The organism is Pseudoalteromonas sp. T1lg48, assembly GCF_002964785.1.
GTDB lineage: Bacteria > Pseudomonadota > Gammaproteobacteria > Enterobacterales > Alteromonadaceae > Pseudoalteromonas.
This window is the reverse complement of the sequence record NZ_PQCC01000004.1, coordinates 590,090-611,308: the sequence shown is the minus strand read 5'-3', so window position 1 is coordinate 611,308 and position 21,219 is coordinate 590,090. Positions and strand designations below refer to the sequence as shown.

Annotated in this window: 17 protein-coding genes; 12 read left to right on the top strand and 5 right to left on the bottom strand. The window is 52.8% G+C overall.

What is annotated here, in order from left to right; all coding sequences use genetic code 11:
* Window positions 1-7: 7 nt before the first annotated feature.
* Window positions 8-3,991, top strand: coding sequence for a rhombosortase-dependent M36 family metallopeptidase (locus tag C2M29_RS08140; protein ID WP_105189274.1), 3,984 nt, complete (start codon window positions 8-10; stop codon window positions 3,989-3,991).
* A 72-nt stretch (window positions 3,992-4,063) separates the two neighbouring features.
* Here the strand turns inward: C2M29_RS08140 and C2M29_RS08135 are convergent, their stop codons facing one another.
* Window positions 4,064-5,026 carry a HEAT repeat domain-containing protein gene (locus tag C2M29_RS08135; protein WP_105189273.1) on the bottom strand — a complete coding sequence of 321 codons (963 nt, stop codon included), beginning with the start codon at window positions 5,024-5,026 and terminating at the stop codon, window positions 4,064-4,066.
* A 263-nt stretch (window positions 5,027-5,289) separates the two neighbouring features.
* Here C2M29_RS08135 and C2M29_RS08130 point away from each other — a divergent pair, with 263 nt between their 5' ends.
* The 10 genes from C2M29_RS08130 to C2M29_RS08085 are packed head-to-tail and all read left to right on the top strand — an operon-like array spanning window position 5,290 to window position 13,239.
* Entirely contained in the window at window positions 5,290-5,976 is a 687-nt protein-coding gene (locus C2M29_RS08130; RefSeq protein ID WP_105189272.1) for a thermostable hemolysin, read from the top strand.
* On the top strand, window positions 5,973-7,394 hold the full coding sequence (locus tag C2M29_RS08125) for an AMP-binding protein (protein ID WP_105189271.1): 1,422 nt from the start codon (window positions 5,973-5,975) through the stop codon (window positions 7,392-7,394). The genes C2M29_RS08130 and C2M29_RS08125 overlap by 4 nt, the downstream gene beginning before the upstream one ends.
* 6 nt (window positions 7,395-7,400) lie before the next feature.
* Window positions 7,401-8,090 carry a TenA family transcriptional regulator gene (locus C2M29_RS08120; protein WP_105189270.1) on the top strand — a complete coding sequence of 230 codons (690 nt, stop codon included), beginning with the start codon at window positions 7,401-7,403 and terminating at the stop codon, window positions 8,088-8,090.
* Window positions 8,087-8,872 (top strand): SDR family oxidoreductase, encoded by a 786-nt coding sequence (locus tag C2M29_RS08115; protein ID WP_105189269.1) that lies wholly within the window; start codon window positions 8,087-8,089, stop codon window positions 8,870-8,872. The genes C2M29_RS08120 and C2M29_RS08115 overlap by 4 nt, the downstream gene beginning before the upstream one ends.
* Before the next feature lie 21 nt (window positions 8,873-8,893).
* A complete protein-coding gene (locus tag C2M29_RS08110) occupies window positions 8,894-9,538 on the top strand; it encodes a tetratricopeptide repeat protein (RefSeq protein ID WP_105189344.1) in 645 nt (214 codons plus the stop codon).
* Window positions 9,539-9,553: 15 nt separating this feature from the next.
* A complete protein-coding gene (locus tag C2M29_RS08105; RefSeq protein WP_105189268.1) occupies window positions 9,554-10,228 on the top strand; it encodes a response regulator in 675 nt (224 codons plus the stop codon).
* A complete protein-coding gene (locus C2M29_RS08100; RefSeq protein ID WP_105189267.1) occupies window positions 10,225-11,511 on the top strand; it encodes a sensor histidine kinase in 1,287 nt (428 codons plus the stop codon). Before C2M29_RS08105 ends, C2M29_RS08100 begins: the two co-directional genes overlap by 4 nt.
* On the top strand, window positions 11,496-11,837 hold the full coding sequence (locus C2M29_RS08095) for a cupredoxin domain-containing protein (RefSeq protein WP_233998393.1): 342 nt from the start codon (window positions 11,496-11,498) through the stop codon (window positions 11,835-11,837). The genes C2M29_RS08100 and C2M29_RS08095 overlap by 16 nt, the downstream gene beginning before the upstream one ends.
* Window positions 11,834-12,550, top strand: coding sequence for a hypothetical protein (locus tag C2M29_RS08090; RefSeq protein WP_105189265.1), 717 nt, complete (start codon window positions 11,834-11,836; stop codon window positions 12,548-12,550). Before C2M29_RS08095 ends, C2M29_RS08090 begins: the two co-directional genes overlap by 4 nt.
* On the top strand, window positions 12,550-13,239 hold the full coding sequence (locus tag C2M29_RS08085) for a hypothetical protein (protein ID WP_105189264.1): 690 nt from the start codon (window positions 12,550-12,552) through the stop codon (window positions 13,237-13,239). The genes C2M29_RS08090 and C2M29_RS08085 overlap by 1 nt, the downstream gene beginning before the upstream one ends.
* A 59-nt stretch (window positions 13,240-13,298) precedes the next feature.
* On the opposite strand, the gene C2M29_RS08080 is transcribed toward C2M29_RS08085, so the two are convergent.
* The 4 genes from C2M29_RS08080 to udk all read right to left on the bottom strand — a co-directional run bounded on the left by C2M29_RS08080 (window position 13,299) and on the right by udk (window position 19,676).
* Window positions 13,299-16,514: a S41 family peptidase gene (locus tag C2M29_RS08080; RefSeq protein ID WP_105189263.1), complete on the bottom strand. Its 3,216-nt coding sequence runs from the start codon at window positions 16,512-16,514 to the stop codon at window positions 13,299-13,301.
* Between the two features lie 124 nt (window positions 16,515-16,638).
* Window positions 16,639-17,406 carry a substrate-binding periplasmic protein gene (locus C2M29_RS08075; protein ID WP_105189262.1) on the bottom strand — a complete coding sequence of 256 codons (768 nt, stop codon included), beginning with the start codon at window positions 17,404-17,406 and terminating at the stop codon, window positions 16,639-16,641.
* Between the two features lie 402 nt (window positions 17,407-17,808).
* Window positions 17,809-19,032 carry a NupC/NupG family nucleoside CNT transporter gene (locus tag C2M29_RS08070; protein ID WP_105189261.1) on the bottom strand — a complete coding sequence of 408 codons (1,224 nt, stop codon included), beginning with the start codon at window positions 19,030-19,032 and terminating at the stop codon, window positions 17,809-17,811.
* A gap of 14 nt (window positions 19,033-19,046) precedes the next feature.
* Complete coding sequence (udk, locus tag C2M29_RS08065; RefSeq protein ID WP_105189343.1) at window positions 19,047-19,676, bottom strand: uridine kinase; 630 nt, start codon at window positions 19,674-19,676, stop codon at window positions 19,047-19,049.
* Window positions 19,677-19,980: 304 nt separating this feature from the next.
* On the opposite strand from udk, the gene C2M29_RS08060 reads away from it, so the two are divergent.
* Window positions 19,981-21,213 carry a phosphopentomutase gene (locus tag C2M29_RS08060; RefSeq protein ID WP_105189260.1) on the top strand — a complete coding sequence of 411 codons (1,233 nt, stop codon included), beginning with the start codon at window positions 19,981-19,983 and terminating at the stop codon, window positions 21,211-21,213.
* Window positions 21,214-21,219 lie beyond the last annotated feature (6 nt).

Sequence of the window (21,219 nt, the reverse complement as noted above, 5' to 3'; positions counted from 1 at the left end):
GTACATTATGGCTAAACAGCGATGGTTTAAGACCGAGCATTATGTAAAGACAGGCATAAGGCCGTTGCTCTTAACCCTGTTATGGAGCACTTCGGCTGCGTATGGCGCGCCTCAGCAGGGCGATTATTATCAGGCGCAATCGCAGCCGCCCAAACTATTGGCTCGAGAACAATTGCGCATAGCACAGCAACAGACCAAACTCGGTATGCCCTCGCACTTTGATCCCTTGCTTAACCGAGCCACCTTTGTCTGGGCACCGGCTACATCGGCAATTAGCTCCATCTCTCAGGGTTCCCTGCAGCAAAAAGCCCAGGCACATATGCAGCGTTTAAGCGGCATTGCCAACAATAAGTCCGCTCAGCATCAAGCTGGGCATCAAGCTCAGCTTAGTCACTGGCATGACCCGGGGCAGGGCGCGGTGATTGGTCGCTATCGTCAGTATGTGCAGGGTATTGAGGTATTTAATCGCCACTATAACGTGATGCTCGACCGCCGTGGCGAATTAGTCGCCAGCTCCGGCTATTTTGCCGAGGTGCCTAGCGAGGCACAGAACTTCAGTGCCCTTAGGGCTTTTAGCCATGCCTCTACCGCGGTGCGCCATGCCTTGCGTCAGCTAAGTGGAGCCGCGTTACAGCTTGAATCAATGGGCACACAACAGGGCTATAACTGGTTTAGGGTGGGCAGCAGCGACGCCGATGAGCTCTTTGCTGGAGTGCGCGCCAAAGCCGTGTTTTACCCCCTTAACGGAGAACTATTGGCGGCTCACTACGTGGAGGTTGAGCGACAAAATCGCCATACCTTGGTGAGTGATTACTTTGCCTATGTTATAGCCAGCGGCACCAACAAGGTGCTGTTCAAGAAGAATCTGCAAAGTCATGCCACGGCATATAACTATCGGGTGTATGCCGACGGACAAAGCGGCTATCCGATGGAAGGCCCCCATGGCGACGTGATCCCGGCCACGGGGCTGGGGCAGGAAGATGAAACAGCAATTCTCAATGCCAGTTTAGTGAGCCTAAGTTATTATCCCGGGCTGTCCACCGCCGATCCTTGGTTAAGCGACACGGCCACCCAAACCCAGGGTAACAATGTGTATGCTTATGCTGATATCAATGCGCCTCAGGGCTTTAGCGCCGGTGATCTCAATGCTGAAACCACCTCGGCTTTTACCTTTGATTATGTGCTCGACCCAGACTTACCACCCAGCGCCGAGGTCAATATTAAGGCTGCGGTGGTGAATCTGTTTTATATGAATAACTTTCTCCACGACTTCTTCTACGACCATGGCTTTGATGAAAGTGCCGGCGTGGCGCAACTGAGCAACTATGGTCGTGGCGGTGTTGAGGGCGACCCGATTAATGCCGAAGCCCAGGACTACAGTGGCCTGAATAATGCCAATATGGCAACACCTGCGGATGGTGCCAGCCCGCGCATGCAAATGTTTGTCTTTAACTCCAAAGACGCCAGGGTGGGTGAAGACTATGGGGTGATAGGCCCCAATGGCCTTTTAACCTCGACACAGCGTTCGCAATTTGGCCCGGATGCCTTTGATATCAGCGGTGAGCTGGTGCGCTATAACGATGGTAACGATGTGGACTCCGCCAGCGTCAATGACGGCTGTGAAGTGCCCCTCGACCCCAGCCTGCTTGTGGGCAAGGTCGCCATAATCGAGCGTGGTAGTTGTACCTTTGTGACCAAGGTGAAAAACGCCCAGGATGCCGGCGCGCTGGCGGCATTGATCACGAATAATGTTGATGACGGGACTGCGGCGCCCATGGGCGGTGTCGATGACAGCATCACCATAGGCAATATGGGGCTGAACTTTGCCGATGGCCAATTACTTTACACTGCCTTGAATGATGGCGTGGTCAATGTGCGTCTGTTCGACACCAATGCCCTCAAGGATGGCACCTTTGATAATGGTATAATTGCCCACGAATGGGGACATTATATTAGCAATCGCCTGGTAGGGAATGGCGCTGGCTTAGTGAACTTCCAGGGTCAGGCCATGGGCGAAGGGTGGGGAGATTTCCATTCCCTGATGTTTATCGCCAAGGAAGAAGATACGTCCATTGCGGGCAATAGTGATTTTACTAAGCCCTATGCCATCAGTACCTATGTATCAGACTTTTACTTTGGTCTTCGTCGTGTCCCTTACACCCCGGATCTGACTATCAACCCCCTTAACTTTAGGCACATTAGCGAAGGTGCCGGTGCCGATGTCGGTCTGCCGCCAACCTCGGTGGCTTCGCCTCATGACCCAGGCGAGCTCTGGGCATCGGTGCTGTGGGATACTTATGTGGCACTCATTAACCGACATGGCTTTGCCCAGGCGCAACAACGCATGGCCCGCTATCTGATTGGCGGTTACAAGATGACCCCGGTAGCTCCCCTGTACACTGAGGCGCGGGATGCGCTGCTGGCTACCATAGCCGCCGAGGATATGACCGACTACCGCTTGGCCTTGGCCGCCTTTGCCCGGCGCGGTCTAGGCTTGGGAGCGCAGTCGCCAGAGCGTTACAGCGTCACCCTGGCTGGTGCGGTGGAATCATTTGAAACCGAGCTGGCAGCGTTTGCCGTTGAGCAGGTTAAGCTCGATGCAGACAGCGATCTGTATTGCAGTTTGGATGGCTTTTTAGACGTGGGAGAGCGTGGTAGTCTGAGCGTACAGCTTACCAATACAGGTAGCGAAACCCTGACCAATGTACCGGTACAATTTACCCTTATGTCCGCTCAAGGCGTGATTTTAGGTAATGGAGGCAAGAGCACGGTGGCTGAAATTGCCCCCTTTGAATCGGCCTGGAGTGAGCCCATCAGCATCTCCTTGCTCAATGCCGAAGTAGCCAGTGAGCTCGAGCTTGAGGTGAGCTTCCCCGAGCAAAGCGTCGGCGACGATATCGTCGAGCCACAGGCGGTGACCGAACGTTTCACGGTCAACTTTCGCTTTACTGACGCGCCGCTTGTTAGCGCCAGCCAAGGCGATGATATGGAAAAGGCGGTGCTCAGTCGCGCCAATTTGCCGCTACTCTTGCTGAAGTCAGACCCCCGTGCAGAAAACACCTTGCGCTTTGATAACTCGGAACAAATCGCGCTCTTTGAGCAAGGCGGTTTCGAGCTGGGAGAGCAGGCGTTGTTCCTCAATAACAACGGCTATGAGTCCGATGTGGCGCTGACAACTAGGCCCTTTATGGTGTCGACGCAGAGTGAATTCAGCCTGTCATTTTGGCATTACTATGCTTTGGAGGCATTCTGGGATGGCGCGGTGCTTGAAATTAAGGTCGATGATGGCGACTGGCAGGATGTGACTGAGGCCGGCGGTCAATTTAGCGTCGGTTACAATGGCACGCTTAACGAAAGCCCAACGCAATCTTTGCAGTTGCGCAATGCATACACGGGTCGTAACAGCAGTGGTGGTGTGCTTGGCAACGAAGAGCAGGTGAGCTTTGGCACCCAATTAGCCGGACGGCAGGTGCAATTGCGTTTTCGCATCAGCACAGATATTAACGCTAATGATACCGGCTGGTGGATAGATAACCTCACCCTGGTCGGGATGGACAGTGCCGCCTTTTATCAACTCAGTGCTCCGGATCCGGATGATTGTGACAACCGCGCTCCTACTTTGGCGCCTTTGATGGCGCAAAGCGTGGAGGAGGGCGATGAGGTGACGTTAACCGCTCAGGCTGAGGATATCGACGGCGATACCCTTAGTTATCAGTGGCGGCAAACGCAAGGGCCCAGTGTGACCCTCAGTGGTGCGCAAACCGCCAGCGTGAGCTTTACCGCGCCGCAGGTGAGTAGTCAGCAGCAGTTGCATTTTACCCTGAGCGTAAATGACGGCGCGTTAAGCGCCGAGCAAAGTGTAGTGGTTACGGTTAACAATGTGGTTGCTCCACCACCGGTGCCAGAGCCGAGCTCTGGTGGCGGAGGGGGCTCTGTTGGTTGGCTTACGCTTATCTTGCTCGCCGCGATCAGGGTGTTGCGAAAGAACTAAAGAATAAGGCCGCATTAAAAATGCGGCCTTTTTGATGCTTACTGAGTCTTGTTCTCAGCGGATCAAGTGGGATTAGAGGTAAAGCTGAATGATTTCGCGATTCCACAACCCTTCTTTAGAGCCATCGCTTTGCAGCAATTCGTTTTGTTTTTGCAAATAGCTATAGGTCACCGTGTTGCCGATATCACCCAAGGCCTTCAGGGCCATGGCGCGATCCGACCAGGAGCCGGTGCCTTCATACAGGTCAATTAAGAGTTGCACACTGGCGTCGTCTTTCATATTACCAAGTGATGAGATAGCGGCGAGACGAAGGTATTCATCCTCAGATTTAACCAGTTCGCGTAAATAAGGCAGGGCAATTGGGTTATTACTGAAGCCAAGCTCATACACATCCAGGTAGTTGGCTTTAACGCCGGCAGCCTTAATGCTGTCGATCAAGGTCTGGGTTTTTTCATCGGATAATTTGCCGCCCATAAGTTGCTGATTGATTTTTGCGCTTAACTCTTTAACCACCAGGCTCATGGGTTCATTCAACGTTGGCTCAATAATTTCATCAAAGCTCCAGACCGGCACCTTGCCGCGCTTCACATAGACGGCAACGGGATAACTGCCTTTTGTGGTTTCGAGTTTGCCTTTGAGCATGGTGAAGGTAATAAAAGGAGTGAAGCCATTGGTTCTGTGGTTACGCATATTAAAACGTAAAATCTCCAGCTTGTTGTCGCCCTCACCTAAGGTAAGGGGCAAATCACGGGCGGCAAACTCTTCGGCCAACTGTGACTCGAGGAAGTCGACTTGCTTGAGCACCGTGCCTTCATACATCAAGGCGCTGGGCAAAATACCCGAGGTGAATGGCGCGGTTTTATCGCTGCGTTGATCGACCACCTGTATGGTTTGTTTGTTAAGCTGGGCGCTCGACTCATAGGCATTAGGCGAGGGTTGTGGCTTGCTGAGGTTGTACGAGCTGGGCGCGCAACCTTGGAGTAAAAGAGAACAGGATAGTGCAGCTGTTATTGTTATTTTTTTCATTGTAAACATCGTAGGTCCTTCATTCTGCTCAATAATTGGCCGAATGAAAATAGCAAACCGCTGAATCTAAAGCAATGAGTTTGTTACCAATATGTAAACTAAACTTTTGTGAATACCGGAATAAAAGGGAGCAGCGCTCGCTAATGGCTGTGCACGGCAAGCGCGTACAGACGCAGCAAATTAATTATTTTCTCTTTTTTAAGTTTCTTAAGACTTTCTTAAGGTTCGCTTTCTAAATTGATTCCATCGCCTCATCTTCAGTAGGGTTTGTTATGGAATCTTTATCGCTCAGCTACGACGCAATGCAGTCGCAATATCTGTTACCCGAGCCCGCATCTATCGCTCAGGGTTATTTTGTTGCCAATTCAGAGCAGCCCATCCATCGTGGTTTGGCGACCCGTATTCAAGCGGGGTTTGCCAAGCATTATGGCGCTGATGTGCAGGAGTTTATGCCGCTGTTGGCCTGTCTTGGTTACTCCGAGCAGCGCTATTGCTGTTTTGGGTTGCGCAGTGCCAGCCAGCCTTTGTTTATTAACCAATATTTGGATCAGCCACTGGCCGAGCACCTGCAGCAATGGCAATGCTTGCCGTCTCAGTGTATCGAGCTGGGTAACTTGGTATCCACCCACAGTCAGGCAACGCTGGCACACTTTGTCGTTTTGGCTAAGGCGCTGCAACGAGCCGATAAGTGCAAACTGGTATTTTGTGCCACCGCCCATATACGTAATCTGCTTACTCGCATTGGTGCCCCCTTTGAGGTGCTTGGCGATGCCAAGCCGGAGCGCCTGGCAGATTGCGGACTGAGTTGGGGCAGTTACTACACCAATACACCTCAGGTCTGCGTGGTGGATGTTGAGCAGGTTTGCAAGCATGTGGATAGCACCGACACCCTGTCCTATTTTGCCAACTCCTATCAGAATGATATCGCTAATCTGGCCGTTGAGGTGGCGCATTTATGATGGCCGAGTTAACCCGCCTTTGGCACGGCCAAGTGGTCGATGAGCAACAGCACATGGATGCAGCGCAGTTTTGGCAACAAGTCGAGCGCCTGGCCTCCCACCTAAGCAAGATGCAGTTAAGCTGTGTGGCGGTGGAGTTGGATAATGGCCTGCCCTGGCTGGTGGTTGATTTTGCCCTGATGCAGGCAGGCATAGTGTCCTTGCCCTTGCCAGCCTTCTTTTCGCCCGAGCAGCGCCAGTTTGCCCTGGATAGGGCGCGTCCCGAACTTATTATCGGCGCCGCCGACCAGGCAAAAAACGCTGCTCAGAGCTGGACTATTGGCAGTGAAAGCATTGCCCTTCAGCCGAGTAATCTGGCGGCTCCCGAGCAAGCAGTGCCCCAAGGTACGCAAAAAATTACCTTTACCTCAGGGTCTACCGGTCAACCTAAGGGCGTGTGCCTGTCCACGGCGCATATGTTTGAGGTCGCCGCGTCCTTGGTCAGTCGCACCGCGGTGGATGCGCCCAAGCATTTATGTCTATTGCCCTTGCCCGTGCTGCTTGAAAACGTAGCCGGAATTTATGTGCCCATGTTGGCCGGTGGCGATATTTATGTGCCGTCGCTGACAAGCTTAGGCTTCGACGGCGCCCGGTTAACTACCCCACAAAAGCTCTTGGCCACCATCAGCGAGGTAGAGCCTAATACCCTGATTTTGGTGCCGGAATTATTAAAGGCCCTGGTGCAAGCCTGCGCTTCGGGTTGGCAGGCACCCAGTTCTTTAACCTTTATTGCCGTCGGTGGTGCCAAGGTTGCGCCTCAGTTAATTGCACGAGCCCATGATCTGGGTCTGCCCGTGTATCAGGGCTATGGCTTGTCTGAGGCCGGCTCGGTGGTGAGTTTAGCAACGGGTGACGGCGCCGGTGTGGGCGAGCCATTGGCGCATGTTCGCTATGAAATCCGCGATGATGAAATGATCATCAAGGCACCGACCTTCCTTGGTTACCTTGGCGAGCCGAACACTCAGTCACAAGGCTTCGCCACCGGCGACCTGGTGCGCATGGAAAAAGGTGAGTTGCATATTCTTGGCCGTAAAAAGAACCAGCTTATTCTGAGCACCGGGCGCAATATTTCCCCGGAGTGGCCCGAGTCACTCTTACTTAGCCATGGGCCCATATTGCAAGCCGTGGTGGTAGGTGAAGGTCAGGCTTTTTTGAGTGCCCTTATTTATTGTCATGAGGCCGTCGATGACGCCCAGCTAGAGGCGCTTATCGACGCCACCAATACGCAACTGCCCGAGTATGCGCAAATCGTTAAAACCCTGCGCTTAAGTGCGCCGCTCAGTACTGCCGAGGGCTTGCTCAGTGCCAATCAAAGGCCCAAGCGCCCGGCTATCAATGCGCATTTTTCACAACAAATTTCTCAGTTATATCAGGAGTAGTCCGCTATGTTATTTTTCCAAAAACTGGTCGAACAAACCGAACAAGAGCGTCAATACCTGTTGTCTTCCGAGGTGATCCAAAAGGCGTTGGCCGGTCAGGTCAGCGTGGATCTCTATGTGGCCTTTTTACAACAAGCCTTTCATCACGTTAAACACACCATCCCACTCTTGATGGCCTGTGGCGCCCGCATTAGCAGCGAGCAGGAATGGTTACGCGACGCCATCGCCGAATACATAGAAGAAGAGCTGGGACACCAGGAATGGGTGCTTAATGACATCAAGGCATGTGGTTTTGATAAAGAGCAGGCCCGTTACAGCGAGCCCAATTTTGCCACCGAAATGATGGTCAGCTATGCCTACGACAGCATAGCGCGTATTTCGCCGCTCAGTTTCTTCGGCATGGTGCATGTGCTTGAGGGCACGTCCATTGCGCTGGCCGACAATGCCGCCGACACCATACGCACTCAGCTGGGGCTGCCAAAAAAAGTCTTTAGCTATCTCACCTCCCATGGTGCCTTGGATATAGAGCATGTGAAGTTCTTCCAGGGGCTGATGGACCGTATTACCGACGAGCAGGATCAGCAGGTGATAGTGAATGCGGCGAAGCGTTTTTATCGTCTCTACGGCGACATGTTCCGCACCCTGGATACTAACCATGGCCTGGCGCCCCTAAGCGAAGAAGTGGAGGCGTTATGAGCGCGCCGATTGCGGTTTTGACCGGAGCCAGCGGCGGCATCGGCGGTGCCATCGCCAAACGATTGGCGGCCCGCAATTACCGGATGATCTTACTCGGTCGCGACTTGCCCGCATTGGAGCAGGTTCGCCAACAGTTGCCAAGCGACGAGGCGTCTTATCATCTGGCCTTACAGGTGGATTTAAGCAACGACGCCGATATTAGCCGGGTGGTTGATCTACTTGGCGATATTGGCCGCTGTGATTTGTTGGTCAACAACGCCGGGGTGAACACCATGGTGCCCTTTGAATCCCTGAGCAAGTGTGATCTCGACGCGGCGCTGGCGGTCAATGTCCGTGCGCCCATGTTGCTGTCTCAAGGGTTATTACCTCTGCTGCGACAAGGTGGCGGCACCATAGTGAATATTGGCTCCTCGTTTGGCGCCATAGGTTACCCGTTACAGGCCCAGTACTGTGCCACCAAGTTTGCTTTGCGCGGTTTTAGTGAAGCGCTGGCCAGAGAGCTAAGTGATACTCAGGTGCGGGTTAAATACTTTGCCCCGCGTGCCACACAAACGGCCATCAACAGCGACAAGGTCACGGCACTCAATAAGGCATTGGGTAACGCCATGGATACGCCGGAGTATGTGGCCGAAGAATTTATGCGTTTACTCGACTCTGACGAGCGCCGCCGCAGTGTCGGGGCCAAAGAGTCCTTCTTTGCAAAAATCAATGCGTTACTGCCCAAGGTGGTGGATAACGCCCTAGCGAAACAACTTGCGACCATTAAACAATTAATGAGGTGAACTATGAAACCCTATTTCGCAATGGCTCTTGTGGCCGCGGCCCTGTCTCAAAGTGCCTTTTCTCAAAGCACCTTGTCCAGTGCCGATGAGCAGATGAACCTGCAACAACTGATGCGCCAGTGGGCCCATGTCAATTATGAGCTCAAGGGCGACGATCAGGAAGATGCCTTCGCTGAGCTGGCGAAGAGTGCGCAAACCTATCGTCAGGCACATCCGGATGAGGCCGAAGGCCATATCTGGTCTGGCATTATTCATTCCAGTTACGCTGGTGCAAAGGGCGGCTTGGGTGCCTTAGGCCTGGCTAAAGAAGCAAAAAAAGACTTTGAAATGGCCATGAGCATCAATGGTGAAGCGCTTCAAGGTTCGGCCTACACCAGTCTAGGCACCTTGTATGCGCAGGTGCCGGGCTGGCCAATCGGCTTTGGCGATGATGAAAAGGCTCAGGAGCTGTTTAAAAAGTCCTTGGCTATCAACCCTGACGGCATTGATATTAATTACTTTTATGCTCAGTTCCTCTATGATGAAAGGAAGTATAAACAAGCGAAAGCGCATTTGTTGCGTGCCCAGGCAGCGGCACCACGCGCCGAGCGACCGCTGGCCGATAAATATCGCCAACAAGAGGTGGCTCAGTTACTGGCTAAGGTGGAGCGTAAGCTAAAACGCTAACAAGGGAGACAGGGATTGCGGTTGTTACTGGTGGAAGACGATGTCATCGTCAATGAAGGCTTGAGCCGTACTCTGGCTCACGAGGGCTATGCGGTGGAATCGGTGACCTGTTTAGCCGAGGCGCGGCCCATGATAGAGCACGATGATGTGGATCTGGTGATCCTCGACCTCGGCTTGCCCGATGGCGATGGTCTAAGCCTGCTCGGTGACATTAAACGTCGCGCTAAGCCCTTGCCGGTGCTGATCCTCACCGCCCGTGACAGCCTGGATGATAAAATTCAGGGCCTGGACTTGGGCGCCGACGATTACCTGGTTAAGCCCTTTGCCGTGGACGAGCTGTTGGCGCGTTTGCGGGTGCTGGGTCGGCGCGTCAGTGGCGTGGCATCAAGCGTACTGCAATGTGGCTCGGTACAAATGGATCTCGGCGCCCATCAGGTCAGTGTCGATGGCGCCGCGATCAATCTGCCGCGCAAGGAGTACATGCTGTTAAAGGCGTTAATGGAAAACCAGAGCCGGGTGCAGTCCAAGGAGCAGCTGGAACAAAAGCTGTACCAATGGGGGGAGGAGCTCGGCTCCAACGCCATCGAAGTACACATTCACCATTTACGCAAAAAGTTGCCGGCCAAGATGATCAAAACCCTGCGTGGCATCGGCTATGTGTTAGCCACCAATGAAGGCGGCGAACCTTGAGCATTCGCACCAAGCTGATGATGCTCTTGCTGGCCATGTTGGTGCTGATCTTGTTTTTAGCCCTGGCCCAGGGCTATCAACGCAGTTTGACCCGTGCCGATAGCTTGTTTGACCAGCACCTCCAGGCCCGGACGCAATTGCTGTTTGCCGTCGCTCCCGAGGCCCTGCCCAAGCAACAGGCCGAATTTTGGCAGCGCTGGCAAGGTAATACTTTAGTGGGGGGAAGCGAAAGCTTACTCGCCAAGGTGCCGCCCCAGGGCCTGCAAACCATCAACAGCCAAGGGCAACGACTGCGTATCGCCACCTATTGCCAGCAACAAGATTGCGTGGTGCTGGGCGAGCCCATCAGTGAGCGTTTTGCCCTGTCGGAGCAATTGATCATCGCCCTGATGTTGCCCATGTTGCTTGGCATTGTTTTATTGGCGGTGTTTATCAGTTTGGCGGTGAAGCGTGCCTTACAGCCCCTCACCTTACTCTCTCACGAGCTCAAAACACGTGCCGCCAATGATTTTTCCATGTTGCGCACCGAAGCCAAGGCGCTGGAAATCAAACCCGTGGTGGACACTCTGAATGCCCTGTTACGGCGCACCGAGCAGGCCTATTTGCGCGAGCGCTACTTTGCCAGCGATGCCGCCCATGAGCTGCGTACGCCGCTGAGCGCGATGAAAATCAATCTGCACAACTTATTACAGCGTCATAATGATGAGGATGCCAAAGCGCTGAGCCTGAGTGTCGACCGCCTAAATCATTTGGTGGAGCAAATGCTGGCCCTTGGCCGTACTTCCTCCCAGCAGTGGCAGGACAAACTGGCTAAACAGTCGCTGGCCCATATTTGCCAGCAGCTAATCGCCGAGCTCTATCCGCAAATAGCGCAGAAAAATCTGGATATTAGCTTAAGCGGCGAGTGTAGCGAGGTTATCGGTGAGCCCTTTACCCTTAATGTGATGTTGAAAAACATCATTAGCAACGCGGTGAAATATACCCCAGCAAATGGCCGTATCGCCATTCACTTGGCCGATCGGGGTGATAATATTGAGCTGCGAGTGGCCGACTCCGGCCCCGGCATTGCCAGCGAGTTACGGGAGCGCATTTTTGATCGTTTCTTTCGCGTTGGCGGCGACTCGCACCCAGCTCATATTCCCGGTGCGGGTTTGGGTTTGGCCATAGTTCAGCATGTGATTGGCCTCTATCAGGGCGAGGTGCAACTCAAGCAAAGTGAATGGGGTGGATTAGAAGTGATCATTACCATGGCGGTACAGCGGGAGACATTATGCAGCGATTGATATGGATATTGATGCTGCTGAGTATGCCGGCGTTCGCCGAGCTCAAAGAGTTTAAGCTGGTGCTCAAGGATCACCTTTTCTATCCGGCGCGCCTGGAGGTGCCGAGCGGTGAAAAAATTCGCCTCTTGGTGCACAACCTCGACGGCGACCCGGAAGAGTTCGACAGCTTTGATTTAAATCGCGAGAAGGTGCTGTTCCCCGGGCGCATTAACGTTATCTATGTCGGCCCTCTGGCCCCCGGTGAGTACTTCTTTTTTGGCGAATTTGCACCCGACACCGCACGGGGAACGCTGGTAGCGGTGCCATTTGCGGAGCAAAGGCCATGATCAACAGTTTATTAGTCACCATCAATCAATTGTTGCCGCCGGCGGTATTGTTGGTATTTGCACTGGTGTTGCACGTTAAGCCCTTGGGACTTAAGCGCTGGCTTATTTTAGCCCTGTGGCTGGTGGTGCCGACGTTGAACTATATCCTCGCGCTTGAGCAGATCAGCCAGTGGTTCGATTACCTTGGCTTTGAGTATTCACAAATGCTGCTGGTGGCCTTGTTGGTGCTGGCGGCGCTCAGCGGCCTGGCACTGAGGCTGTGGGCCAGTTTTGTGTTGCTGTTGGCCAGTGCCAGTTGTTTATATTTGAGTCACTACTTACCCTGGTTGCTGCAAGGGCACATGGAGCTGGCTCGCGCCCTGGGGGTGTGTCTTGGAGTGGGCATAGTCGGTAGTTTCGCCATTTTATTTTATTTTTTTCTTACCTGGCTGGCCGAGCATTACGGGCCCTGGGGGGTACTCGGCCTATTTAGCATGCATATTGCCGGGTCCATGGTTGGCATGCTGGACATTGCCGCCGGTGCAGGCTTATTGACCATGCCCTCGCCCTTGGTGGATCTGCGAACCCTGTTGGACGAGCACGGTATTTTTGGCCGTTTGGCCAAGGTGGTAGTGGGTTATGAAGCGACCCCAAGTTCGCTGTCATTATGGGTATATATATTGACGCTGTTGGCGCTGCTAGGGGCAGCAAAATGGCAACGGAGTAGACAATAATGCGATATTTAACCTGGGCTTTATTGCTGCTGAGTGCCAGCAGTTGGGCCGATGGCATGGTGGTCGATAAGGTCTACCATCCCTATGTCCTGCCCTATGAGAGGGAGCTGGAGTGGCGCCTGGTATCGCGACAAACCGAGGAAGGCAATGTGCTGGCGCAACGCTTCGGTGTCGGCGGTGCCATCAGTGAAACCCTGAGCCTGGAAGTGTATGGCGTAGGGGAGCGAGACGATGAAGGCGACTTTGGTCTGGCCGCCTATGAGGCGGAGTTGCGCTGGCAAATGGTGGAGCAGGGGCGCTATTGGGCAGACCTGGGTGCCTTATTTGAAATCGAAAAGCAGCACAAGGAAGATAATTATGAAATCACTTCCGGCCTGTTATTTGAAAAAGAGTTCGGCATTACCAGCCTGACTGTCAATGCCTTCTTGGTGTACGAGTGGGGCAGTGATATTGATTCAGAGTGGGAGTCGGAGTTTCGGGCGCAGTATCGCTACCGTTTGCGCTCCGCGTTTCAGCCGGCATTAGAGCTCTACAGCGGCGAAAACTTTGTTGGTATTGGCCCGGGCTTTATCGGTTTGCACCGCTATGATGGTCAGCATCAGCTAAAATGGGAAGCGGGCTTTATCAGCGAGGTGGGTCATGGCGGTAAAGACCATAGCTTTCGCCTGGCCCTGGAGTTCGAGTTTTAAAATGTGGGTTGTCTGTTTATCTGCGCAAGAAACGAAGATAAACAGACCCTAGGTTTTACTTAAAACTTACTGGGTGCCGGCGGCACGCTCAGTGGTTGTCTCGGATTGGCCTCAAGTTCCTTGAGTAGCTCTTCAACGGCGCGCTCAATGGAGGGATCCTTACCCTGATAAATAAGCTCAGGACGATCAATCACCTCGATATCCGGCGTTACGCCTTCGTTCTCGATGATCCAATTTCCTTCGTTATCCAGGATGCGGAAGGTCGCCGCAATCACCTGACCGCCATCGACCAGGTTCGGGTTGCCGGAAATACCGATTAAGCCACCCCAGGTACGAGTACCAATCAGCTTACCTAAACCCGCCTGACGGAAATAGTAAGGCAGGGCATCACCGCCGGAGCTGGAATAGCCATTGATCAGCATGGCCTTGGGACCATCGTGGGCAAACTGCGGAGTTTTCGTCGGCTCAACACCACGGCGCTTCCAGTAGTTTAGCGGCTTACGTGCCAGCCAGGTGATCATGTGCTCGGGAATAAAGCCACCGCCATTGTAGCGGTCGTCGATGATCATGGCGTCCTTGGTGGTTTGCGGCATAAAGTTTTTGAACATGGCACGGTTGCCTTCGTAATGGGTGTTGGGCAAGTGCACATAGCCAATCCGGCCATTGGAAAGCTTGGCCACATAGTCGGCGCGCTCATTCACCCATTGCAGATAACGCAGGCCTTGCTCGCTGGCCACCGGCTTGACGCTGACCTTCCAGGCACCCTTTTGGCTTGGTTTGGAGTTTATTAGCAGTTCAACCTGCTCACCCTGGGTGTTTTCCAGCAATTCATAGAAGTTACTCACCTGGGTGACCGGGCGGCCGTTAACGGCAATAATGAAGTCTCCGTCGCTGGCTTTAACGCCCGTGGTGCCTAGTGGTGAGCGGAAGTCTTCATGCCAGTTTTCGCCTTGGAAAATCTGCTCGATTTGTACATAACCCGAGTTGTGGCTCGCCAGTTTGGCGCCCAGCAGGCCGTGTTTTTTGCGCTCTGCTTTTGGCATATCACCGGATTGCACATAAATATGACCGGCATTGATCTCACCGGCGATTTCGCTCAGCACATAGTCAAGATCGGCGCGGTGCGCCACGGCATTGGCCAACGGCTGATACTTGGCCAAGATGGCATCCCAATCCTGACCATGATGGTTTTCATCGTAGAACCAATCACGCAAGGTGCGCCAGCCTTCCACATACATTTGCTGCCACTCGACTTGCGGGTCGATTTTCAACGTCATCTTGGTTAAATCCAGCTTGGATGCGTTCAAATCCTGATCCGCTTTCGGGGCAATAACGCTGTAGTCCTTACCCGCTCGTACCAAGACATGCTCACGGTTGCTGGAGAGCGTATAGCCATTCACACCTTTGGCCACGGTTTTCAGTTCAGCGTCGTGTTCGGTGCTAAGCAATTGCAAGTCGCCATTGCTTAGCGTCAGTACCCCGCCTTCGACGCCAGCCAGGGTATTGTAGTCACCAGCGGGGGCGTTAAGAGCGGTCACCCGTTGCATAAAGCCACTGCTTTGCAGCTGGTTTTTCTTGCCCTTGTCTTTGCTCTTTTCGTCATCATTGAGGATGGCCGCTTCATCGCTTTGCAGGGCAATTAAGGGGGTGATCTTATTGTTGACCGCGGCGGCATAAATTCGCGTGGCGCGGTTAAACATGTAGTCAAACTCATAGCTGCTAAAGGCAAGGTTGAAGTCGCGCTCAGAGGTAAAGTACAGGTATTGGCCATCCGGGGAGAAGGCCGGGCTATGCTCATTGGTCATCTCATCGGTTAAGCGCGTCACCGTTTGCTCATCGGTATTGTAGTGCCATAGTGAGGCATAACGGTTTTCATTGTTTTTCACAAAAACGATGTCTTCGCTGTTTGGCGACCAGATGTATTGCTGAATGCCTTCTTCGTCATACAGACCGGTATCTATCTTGTGTTGCTTCCCTGATTTTGCATCCAGCCACCACAGGGTGTGGTTCTTATCTGCAAACAGCAGTTTTGAGCTATCCGGCGACCAGACCGGGGTAAAACGCCAAATGGTGCCGTTGTCGGTGAGTTGCTTCACCGCATTGTTGTTGGCGCGATCCTTGACGTAAATCTCATATTCGCCACTTTCATCGCTCATATAGGCAATGTAGCGACCATTGGGCGACCAGCTGGCATCAATTTCACGCCCCGTTGGCGTATAGGACAGGTTGCGTGTGGGCCCTTGTTTAACCGGCACGCTGAATAGCTCACCACGGGCGGTGAACAGGGCGCGTTTGCCATCATGAGACAACGACATGGAGTCGATAAACTCGCTGACATTCTTGCTGTATGGCATGGCGTACTGGCGCACGCCGGCGATATGAATGGTAAGTTTGGTGCTTTGCTCGGTAATTGGGTCAAAGCGATAGAGGTAGCCGCCATTTTCATAGACCAGGGCGTTAGGGCCGGCCGAGGGCCAGAGCACGTCAAAATCCGCGTGATTGGTGAGCTTTTTCGCCTCGGCTCCCTCGCGGTATTGATACAGATTCAGGGTGTAGTCGCTGTCGGAAACAAAATAGATGTTGTCGCCCACCCAGGTCGGTTGCTGCTCGGTGGCGCGACTGCTGGTCAGTTGTTTGGAGGTGTTGTTTTCTAAGTCATACACCCACACATCCTGGGCACGACCGCCTCGCGAGCGCTTCCAGGTACGAAACTCGCGGTCGATGGGAGTGTACACATACTTACCGCCATCGGGAGAGAGCATGCCGCCACCGGTTTCCGGGATTGCCAGTGGCTGCTCTAAGCCACCATCCGCCGGCACCATATAGGGACGGCCCATGCGCTTGCCCCAAGGTGTACGGTTGGCACGAAAGACCACGTTTTTGCCGTCGGGGGTCCAATCCAACACCCGGTAATCATAACCACCGCGCGGCGGCATAGGGCCAACATCGTTATAGTAAGTCAGTTGCTTTAGCCCGGAGCCATCGCGGTTGATCACGTAAATTTGGCGGCTGCCGTTGTACTCGGCGGCAAAGGCGATGCGTTCGCCGTCCGGTGAGAATTTAGGAAAGGTCTCAAAGCCAACATGATCGGTCAGGCGTTGGCTGGCGCCGGTTGCGGTGTTAGCCACATACACATCACCGGCGTAGATAAAGGTGACATGTTCGTTGTGAATATCGGGGAAGCGCAACAGGCGCGTGTCTTCGGTTTCATAGGCCGACACCCAGGGTGCCAGCGTGGTTGCCACGGCTAAAGCCAAGGTCGTTATTTTTTTCATGGTTATCCTATCCTTTTGGGGAGACTGTTACATCATAGCAAGGGAGCGGATAACTGCGACCGAGGTGCGACTAAAAGGTTGTTAAAAATTATGTAGATGGCCGTTTATGAGACCCTAAGCGTCCTTAATCATTAAAGGTTTGCAGCTCATGATAGGGGTTGCGCAGCTTTTGCTGGTACCAGCTTGTATCTTCGATGGCGGCAAAGGCTTCTTTAATGTTGGCCACCGTAGTGGCATCCAGATCTTTGTTGGCCGCCAAGTAGCCATAGACGCTGAGCTCTTCGATGGCGCTGATAAAACGCAAATGACTGGCGGGCAGATTAAACTGCTGCGCCATGGCACCCACATAGTTAGGGTCATCGATGATCAAATCCACCTTGCCCGAAAGTAACAGGCGATAGGAATGTTTGATATCTGTGGTTTGCAGCACGGTAAAGCCGCGCTTAACAAAGAACAAGGCGCTGATGTCATCTCGCTGCACCGCAATGCGATAGGCACGGGCGTCCTCGAGTTGTTTGATATTAATGTGTTTGCTTGAAGCTAAGCTGACAAAGCCCAAACGAAAGTAAGCGACCTTGCCGAGCCAGTGGAACAGCGGCTCGCGCTCCGGTGTTTTCGCTAAACTGTAGATCAGCGTATTGGCCTGCTTTTTGGCGAGGTAAAAGGCCCGAGCCCAGGGGTAGATGTTGATGTCGGCATCCACATTCGCTTCGCTGAGCACATGACGAACGATATCCGTGCTGCTGCCGCCGATATTGTCATTGATTAAAATCTGGTTGGGCGGGCTCAGTTCGGTCACCACCTGCACGGCGTCATCCGCAGCACTGTTAAAGGATAGAAGTGCGCATAGGAAAGATAACAAGGGGAGTGACGTTCGCAGCAAGGGGGTCATGCTTTTTCCTTAAGCCAATAATTCCCCTAAGCATAGATAAATGCATTGAAGAATGCACCTAATAACGAAGAAAACATTCCTTATTTGGGTACTTTAATGGATTTATACCAATTCTGTTAAGTATGTGAGCAGATATAGCGCCGGATAAATGATGTGATAACAAGGCGGAATTTTTCTTATGTAGTTACTCTACATCGAAAAATTCCAACGCCGTGAGCATGACATTTAGCCCGCTAGAATGATTAGCTATTTAAGTGAATTGGTATTAGTAGGGTGCAGAAACGATAAAAGGGCCTTGCGGCCCTTTGGTGAAGTATCGTTCAAGTTAGCTGTTCCCTTAACCCCTTAAGGCAACAACCTAGGTCTAAGACCCTGTTTTGCAACTGTGGCTTCTCTTTGTTTCTAAGCAATAGAGAGGAAAAACCCAGCAATTGCGGCGCTCATGAGGTTGGCCATAGATCCTGCCAACACTGCTCTGAGCCCTAGACGTGCGATGTCCTTTCGCCGGCTTGGCGCCATACCGCCAATCCCGCCTAGTAAGATAGCTATCGATGACAGGTTAGCGAAACCACACAGTGCAAAGGTTACGATTGCTTGTGTGTGCTCACTTAACTCATCACGATAATTTACAAAGTCCAAATAAGCGACGAACTCATTTACGACTAATTTCTGGCCGATAAAGCTACCGGCTCGCATGGCTTCATCCCAAGGCACACCCAATAACCAGGCGACCGGGGCGAAGACATAACCTAAAATCTGTTGTAGCGTCAGCTCCGGGTTATCGAAGAAGCCGCCGAACCAGCCTAATACGCCGTTCAATAGGGCGATTAGCGCGACGAAAGCCAACAACATGGCGCCCACGTTCAGGGCCAGTTGCATACCGCTTGAGGCCCCAGCGGCCGCGGCATCGATTACGTTTACCGGCTGCTCATGCTCGGTATCGAGCTCGGCCAGTGTTTCCTTCGGGGTTTCCGTCTCCGGCACGATCATTTTGGCCATCAGGAAACCACCGGGTGCGGCCATAAAGCTGGCAGCAATCAGGTAGTGCAGTTCAACGCCTATCTTTACATAACCGGCCATGACCGAGCCTGCTACCGTGGCTAAGCCACCGACCATGACCGCGAATAACTCCGACTTGGTCATGGTGGTAATAAAAGGTTTTACTATCAATGGCGCTTCGGTTTGGCCCACGAAAATATTGGCGGTGGCCGAGAGCGACTCGGGGCGCGACGTTTTCAATAGCTTTTGCAGCGCACCGCCTAAGAATTTAATCACCCAATCCATGATGCCGAGGTAATATAAGACCGCCACCAGGGATGAGAAAAATACGATAACCGGCAACACCTGAAAGGCGAATAAAAAGCCCAGGGTGTCTTCCTTGGCCAGAGGACCGAATAAAAAGCTGATGCCATCGGTGGCATAGCCGATTATTTTGGCCACCCCCCTGGACATGGCTTCAAGTATGTTTTTGCCAAATTCAAAAAATAATACAAAGCCACCTATGATGACTTGCAGTAAAAATGCCACACCCACGGTGCGCACGTTAATCGCTTTGCGGTTTGTTGACGCCCCGTAGGCAATCGCCAGTAGCACCAGCATACCGATCAGGCTCATTAATGTTGTCATTGCCGATGTTCCCGTTATTCTTGTAGTAGGTGTTTGATTTTACTTTTTATTATGTCAATTGCTACGCGGTTTTTACCACCTCGGGTAACGACCAAATCGGCGTTATGCTTGGACGGCTCGATAAACTGGTAAAACATAGGTCGCACGGTGCGCTTGTATTGTTCGACAATCGACTGGATTGTGCGGCCACGCTCTTCAATATCGCGTTGCATACGGCGCATCAGACAGATGTCCAGCGGCGTATCGATAAACACCTTAATATCAAATTCATCTCTCAGTGCCGGATCGCTTAATAACAAAATACCCTCGACGATGAGGATCTTTGCCGGTAAAACGCGGCGTGTTTCTTTTGCGCGGGTGTGCTCGTTATAGTCATAAATGGGCACATCCACGGCGCACCCTTCACGCAATTGGCGCAGGTGCTCGACCAACAATTCGTGCTCAAAGGCATCCGGGTGGTCATAATTGGTTTTGACGCGATGCGCCATAGGTAAATGCGATTGATCCCGGTAGTAGGCGTCTTCCTCGATAATGGCGATCGCCCCAGGCTCTAGCTCATTGACCAGTTCGTTATAAATAGTTTGACTAAACAACGACTTACCCGATGCAGACGCACCGGCAATGGCGATAATGGTTTGTGTCACAAACAAAGCATCCAGACTGAAATTAGACAATTGATTACTTTAGCAAATTCGCCACTAATAATCTCAATTGATGCCATCCCTTAGCGCTTATGCGCGCCAAAAGTGACGCAAATCCTCACGTTATTCCGACAAATGTAGCCTTTGTACCGGGTTTTTATTAAGGACTTATGTCCGCTTGAAAAAACATCAGTAAAGAGTCCCTCGTGCTCAGATCAAACCTATAATTACCGTAGGACTTTTGTCCTGTTGGTAAATTTATCAAGTGGTTAAAGTTAGCAACATAGCGTAATAGAGCGAGGCAAGTATGGCACGAGCAGTGATCTTGATGGCCGACAGTCTGGGTATAGGCGCGGCACCGGATGCCGAGGCCTTTGGCGATCTTGGCGCCAACACCCTGGCCCACATTTTAGATGCCTACCAGCAGCACTGGGGTGAACCCCTGGCGCTGGCAAACTTGTCGCGACTGGGTTTGATCGATGCCTGTGAGGCGGCGTCTGGTCGAACCCTTAACGTTGCCAATCGCCAACAGCCAATGGCTGCGTGGGGTTATGCCAAGGAGTTATCCAGTGGCAAAGACACGCCGTCGGGGCATTGGGAAATGGCCGGTGTGCCGGTGTTGTTTGATTGGGGTTATTTCCCCTTAACCACACCTAGCTTTCCTGCCGAGTTGATCGAGGAATTGGTAGCGCGCACCGGTATTCCCGGGATCTTGGGTAATTGTCATGCTTCGGGCACGACCATTATCGCCGAGCTCGGTGAGGAGCATGTGCGCACGGGTAAGCCAATTTGTTATACCTCGGCCGATAGCGTGTTCCAAATTGCCGCCCATGAACAAAGCTTTGGCTTGGATAACTTGTATCAGGTATGTGAAGTTGCACGCTCACTGCTTGATGACTACAACATCGGCCGCGTGATTGCGCGCCCCTTTGTTGGCAATGACAAGGATGATTTTAAGCGCACCGGTAATCGCCGCGATTATTCGGTGTTACCGCCGGCCCCGACAGTGCTTGATAAGCTGGCGGCCGCCGGTGGCGAGGTGATCAGTATTGGCAAAATTGCCGATATTTATGCCCATCAGGGGATCACCCAAAAATATAAGGCGCCGGGCCTGGAAAACCTGCTGGCGAAAACCGTCGAGGTGTTTAAACAGGCGCCGGACAACAGCTTGGTATTTACCAACCTGGTGGACTTCGATGAGCTATACGGTCATCGTCGTAATGCCGTGGGTTATGGCGAAGCATTGAAAGTATTCGATGACTTTTTGCCCCATGTGCTGGCGCAGTTAAAAGAAGATGATCTGCTGATCATCACCGCCGACCATGGCTGCGACCCCACCGCCCCAGGCTCGGATCATACTCGCGAGTATGTGCCGGTAATCGCCTATCGCCCGGGCATGCAAGCCGTGGCTCTGGGTGAGCGTGAGAGTTTTGCCGATATCGGCCAGACCCTGGCGCAATGGTTTGACCTAACAACACTTGAATATGGTAACGGCTTTGTTGCGGCGCTGTCGCTCGATACGCCGGACACAGCACAGTAAGAGGAC

Coding starts and splice junctions, on each gene's coding strand:
- C2M29_RS08060 (WP_105189260.1), top strand. CDS start 19,981: ATGGCACGAGCAGTGATCTTGATGGCCGACAGTCTGGGTATAGGCGCG.
- C2M29_RS08090 (WP_105189265.1), top strand. CDS start 11,834: ATGATCAACAGTTTATTAGTCACCATCAATCAATTGTTGCCGCCGGCG.
- C2M29_RS08130 (WP_105189272.1), top strand. CDS start 5,290: ATGGAATCTTTATCGCTCAGCTACGACGCAATGCAGTCGCAATATCTG.
- C2M29_RS08120 (WP_105189270.1), top strand. CDS start 7,401: ATGTTATTTTTCCAAAAACTGGTCGAACAAACCGAACAAGAGCGTCAA.
- C2M29_RS08135 (WP_105189273.1), bottom strand. CDS start 5,026: ATGTTTACAATGAAAAAAATAACAATAACAGCTGCACTATCCTGTTCT.
- C2M29_RS08115 (WP_105189269.1), top strand. CDS start 8,087: ATGAGCGCGCCGATTGCGGTTTTGACCGGAGCCAGCGGCGGCATCGGC.
- C2M29_RS08080 (WP_105189263.1), bottom strand. CDS start 16,514: ATGAAAAAAATAACGACCTTGGCTTTAGCCGTGGCAACCACGCTGGCA.
- C2M29_RS08085 (WP_105189264.1), top strand. CDS start 12,550: ATGCGATATTTAACCTGGGCTTTATTGCTGCTGAGTGCCAGCAGTTGG.
- C2M29_RS08070 (WP_105189261.1), bottom strand. CDS start 19,032: ATGACAACATTAATGAGCCTGATCGGTATGCTGGTGCTACTGGCGATT.
- C2M29_RS08140 (WP_105189274.1), top strand. CDS start 8: ATGGCTAAACAGCGATGGTTTAAGACCGAGCATTATGTAAAGACAGGC.
- C2M29_RS08125 (WP_105189271.1), top strand. CDS start 5,973: ATGATGGCCGAGTTAACCCGCCTTTGGCACGGCCAAGTGGTCGATGAG.
- C2M29_RS08075 (WP_105189262.1), bottom strand. CDS start 17,406: ATGACCCCCTTGCTGCGAACGTCACTCCCCTTGTTATCTTTCCTATGC.
- C2M29_RS08110 (WP_105189344.1), top strand. CDS start 8,894: ATGGCTCTTGTGGCCGCGGCCCTGTCTCAAAGTGCCTTTTCTCAAAGC.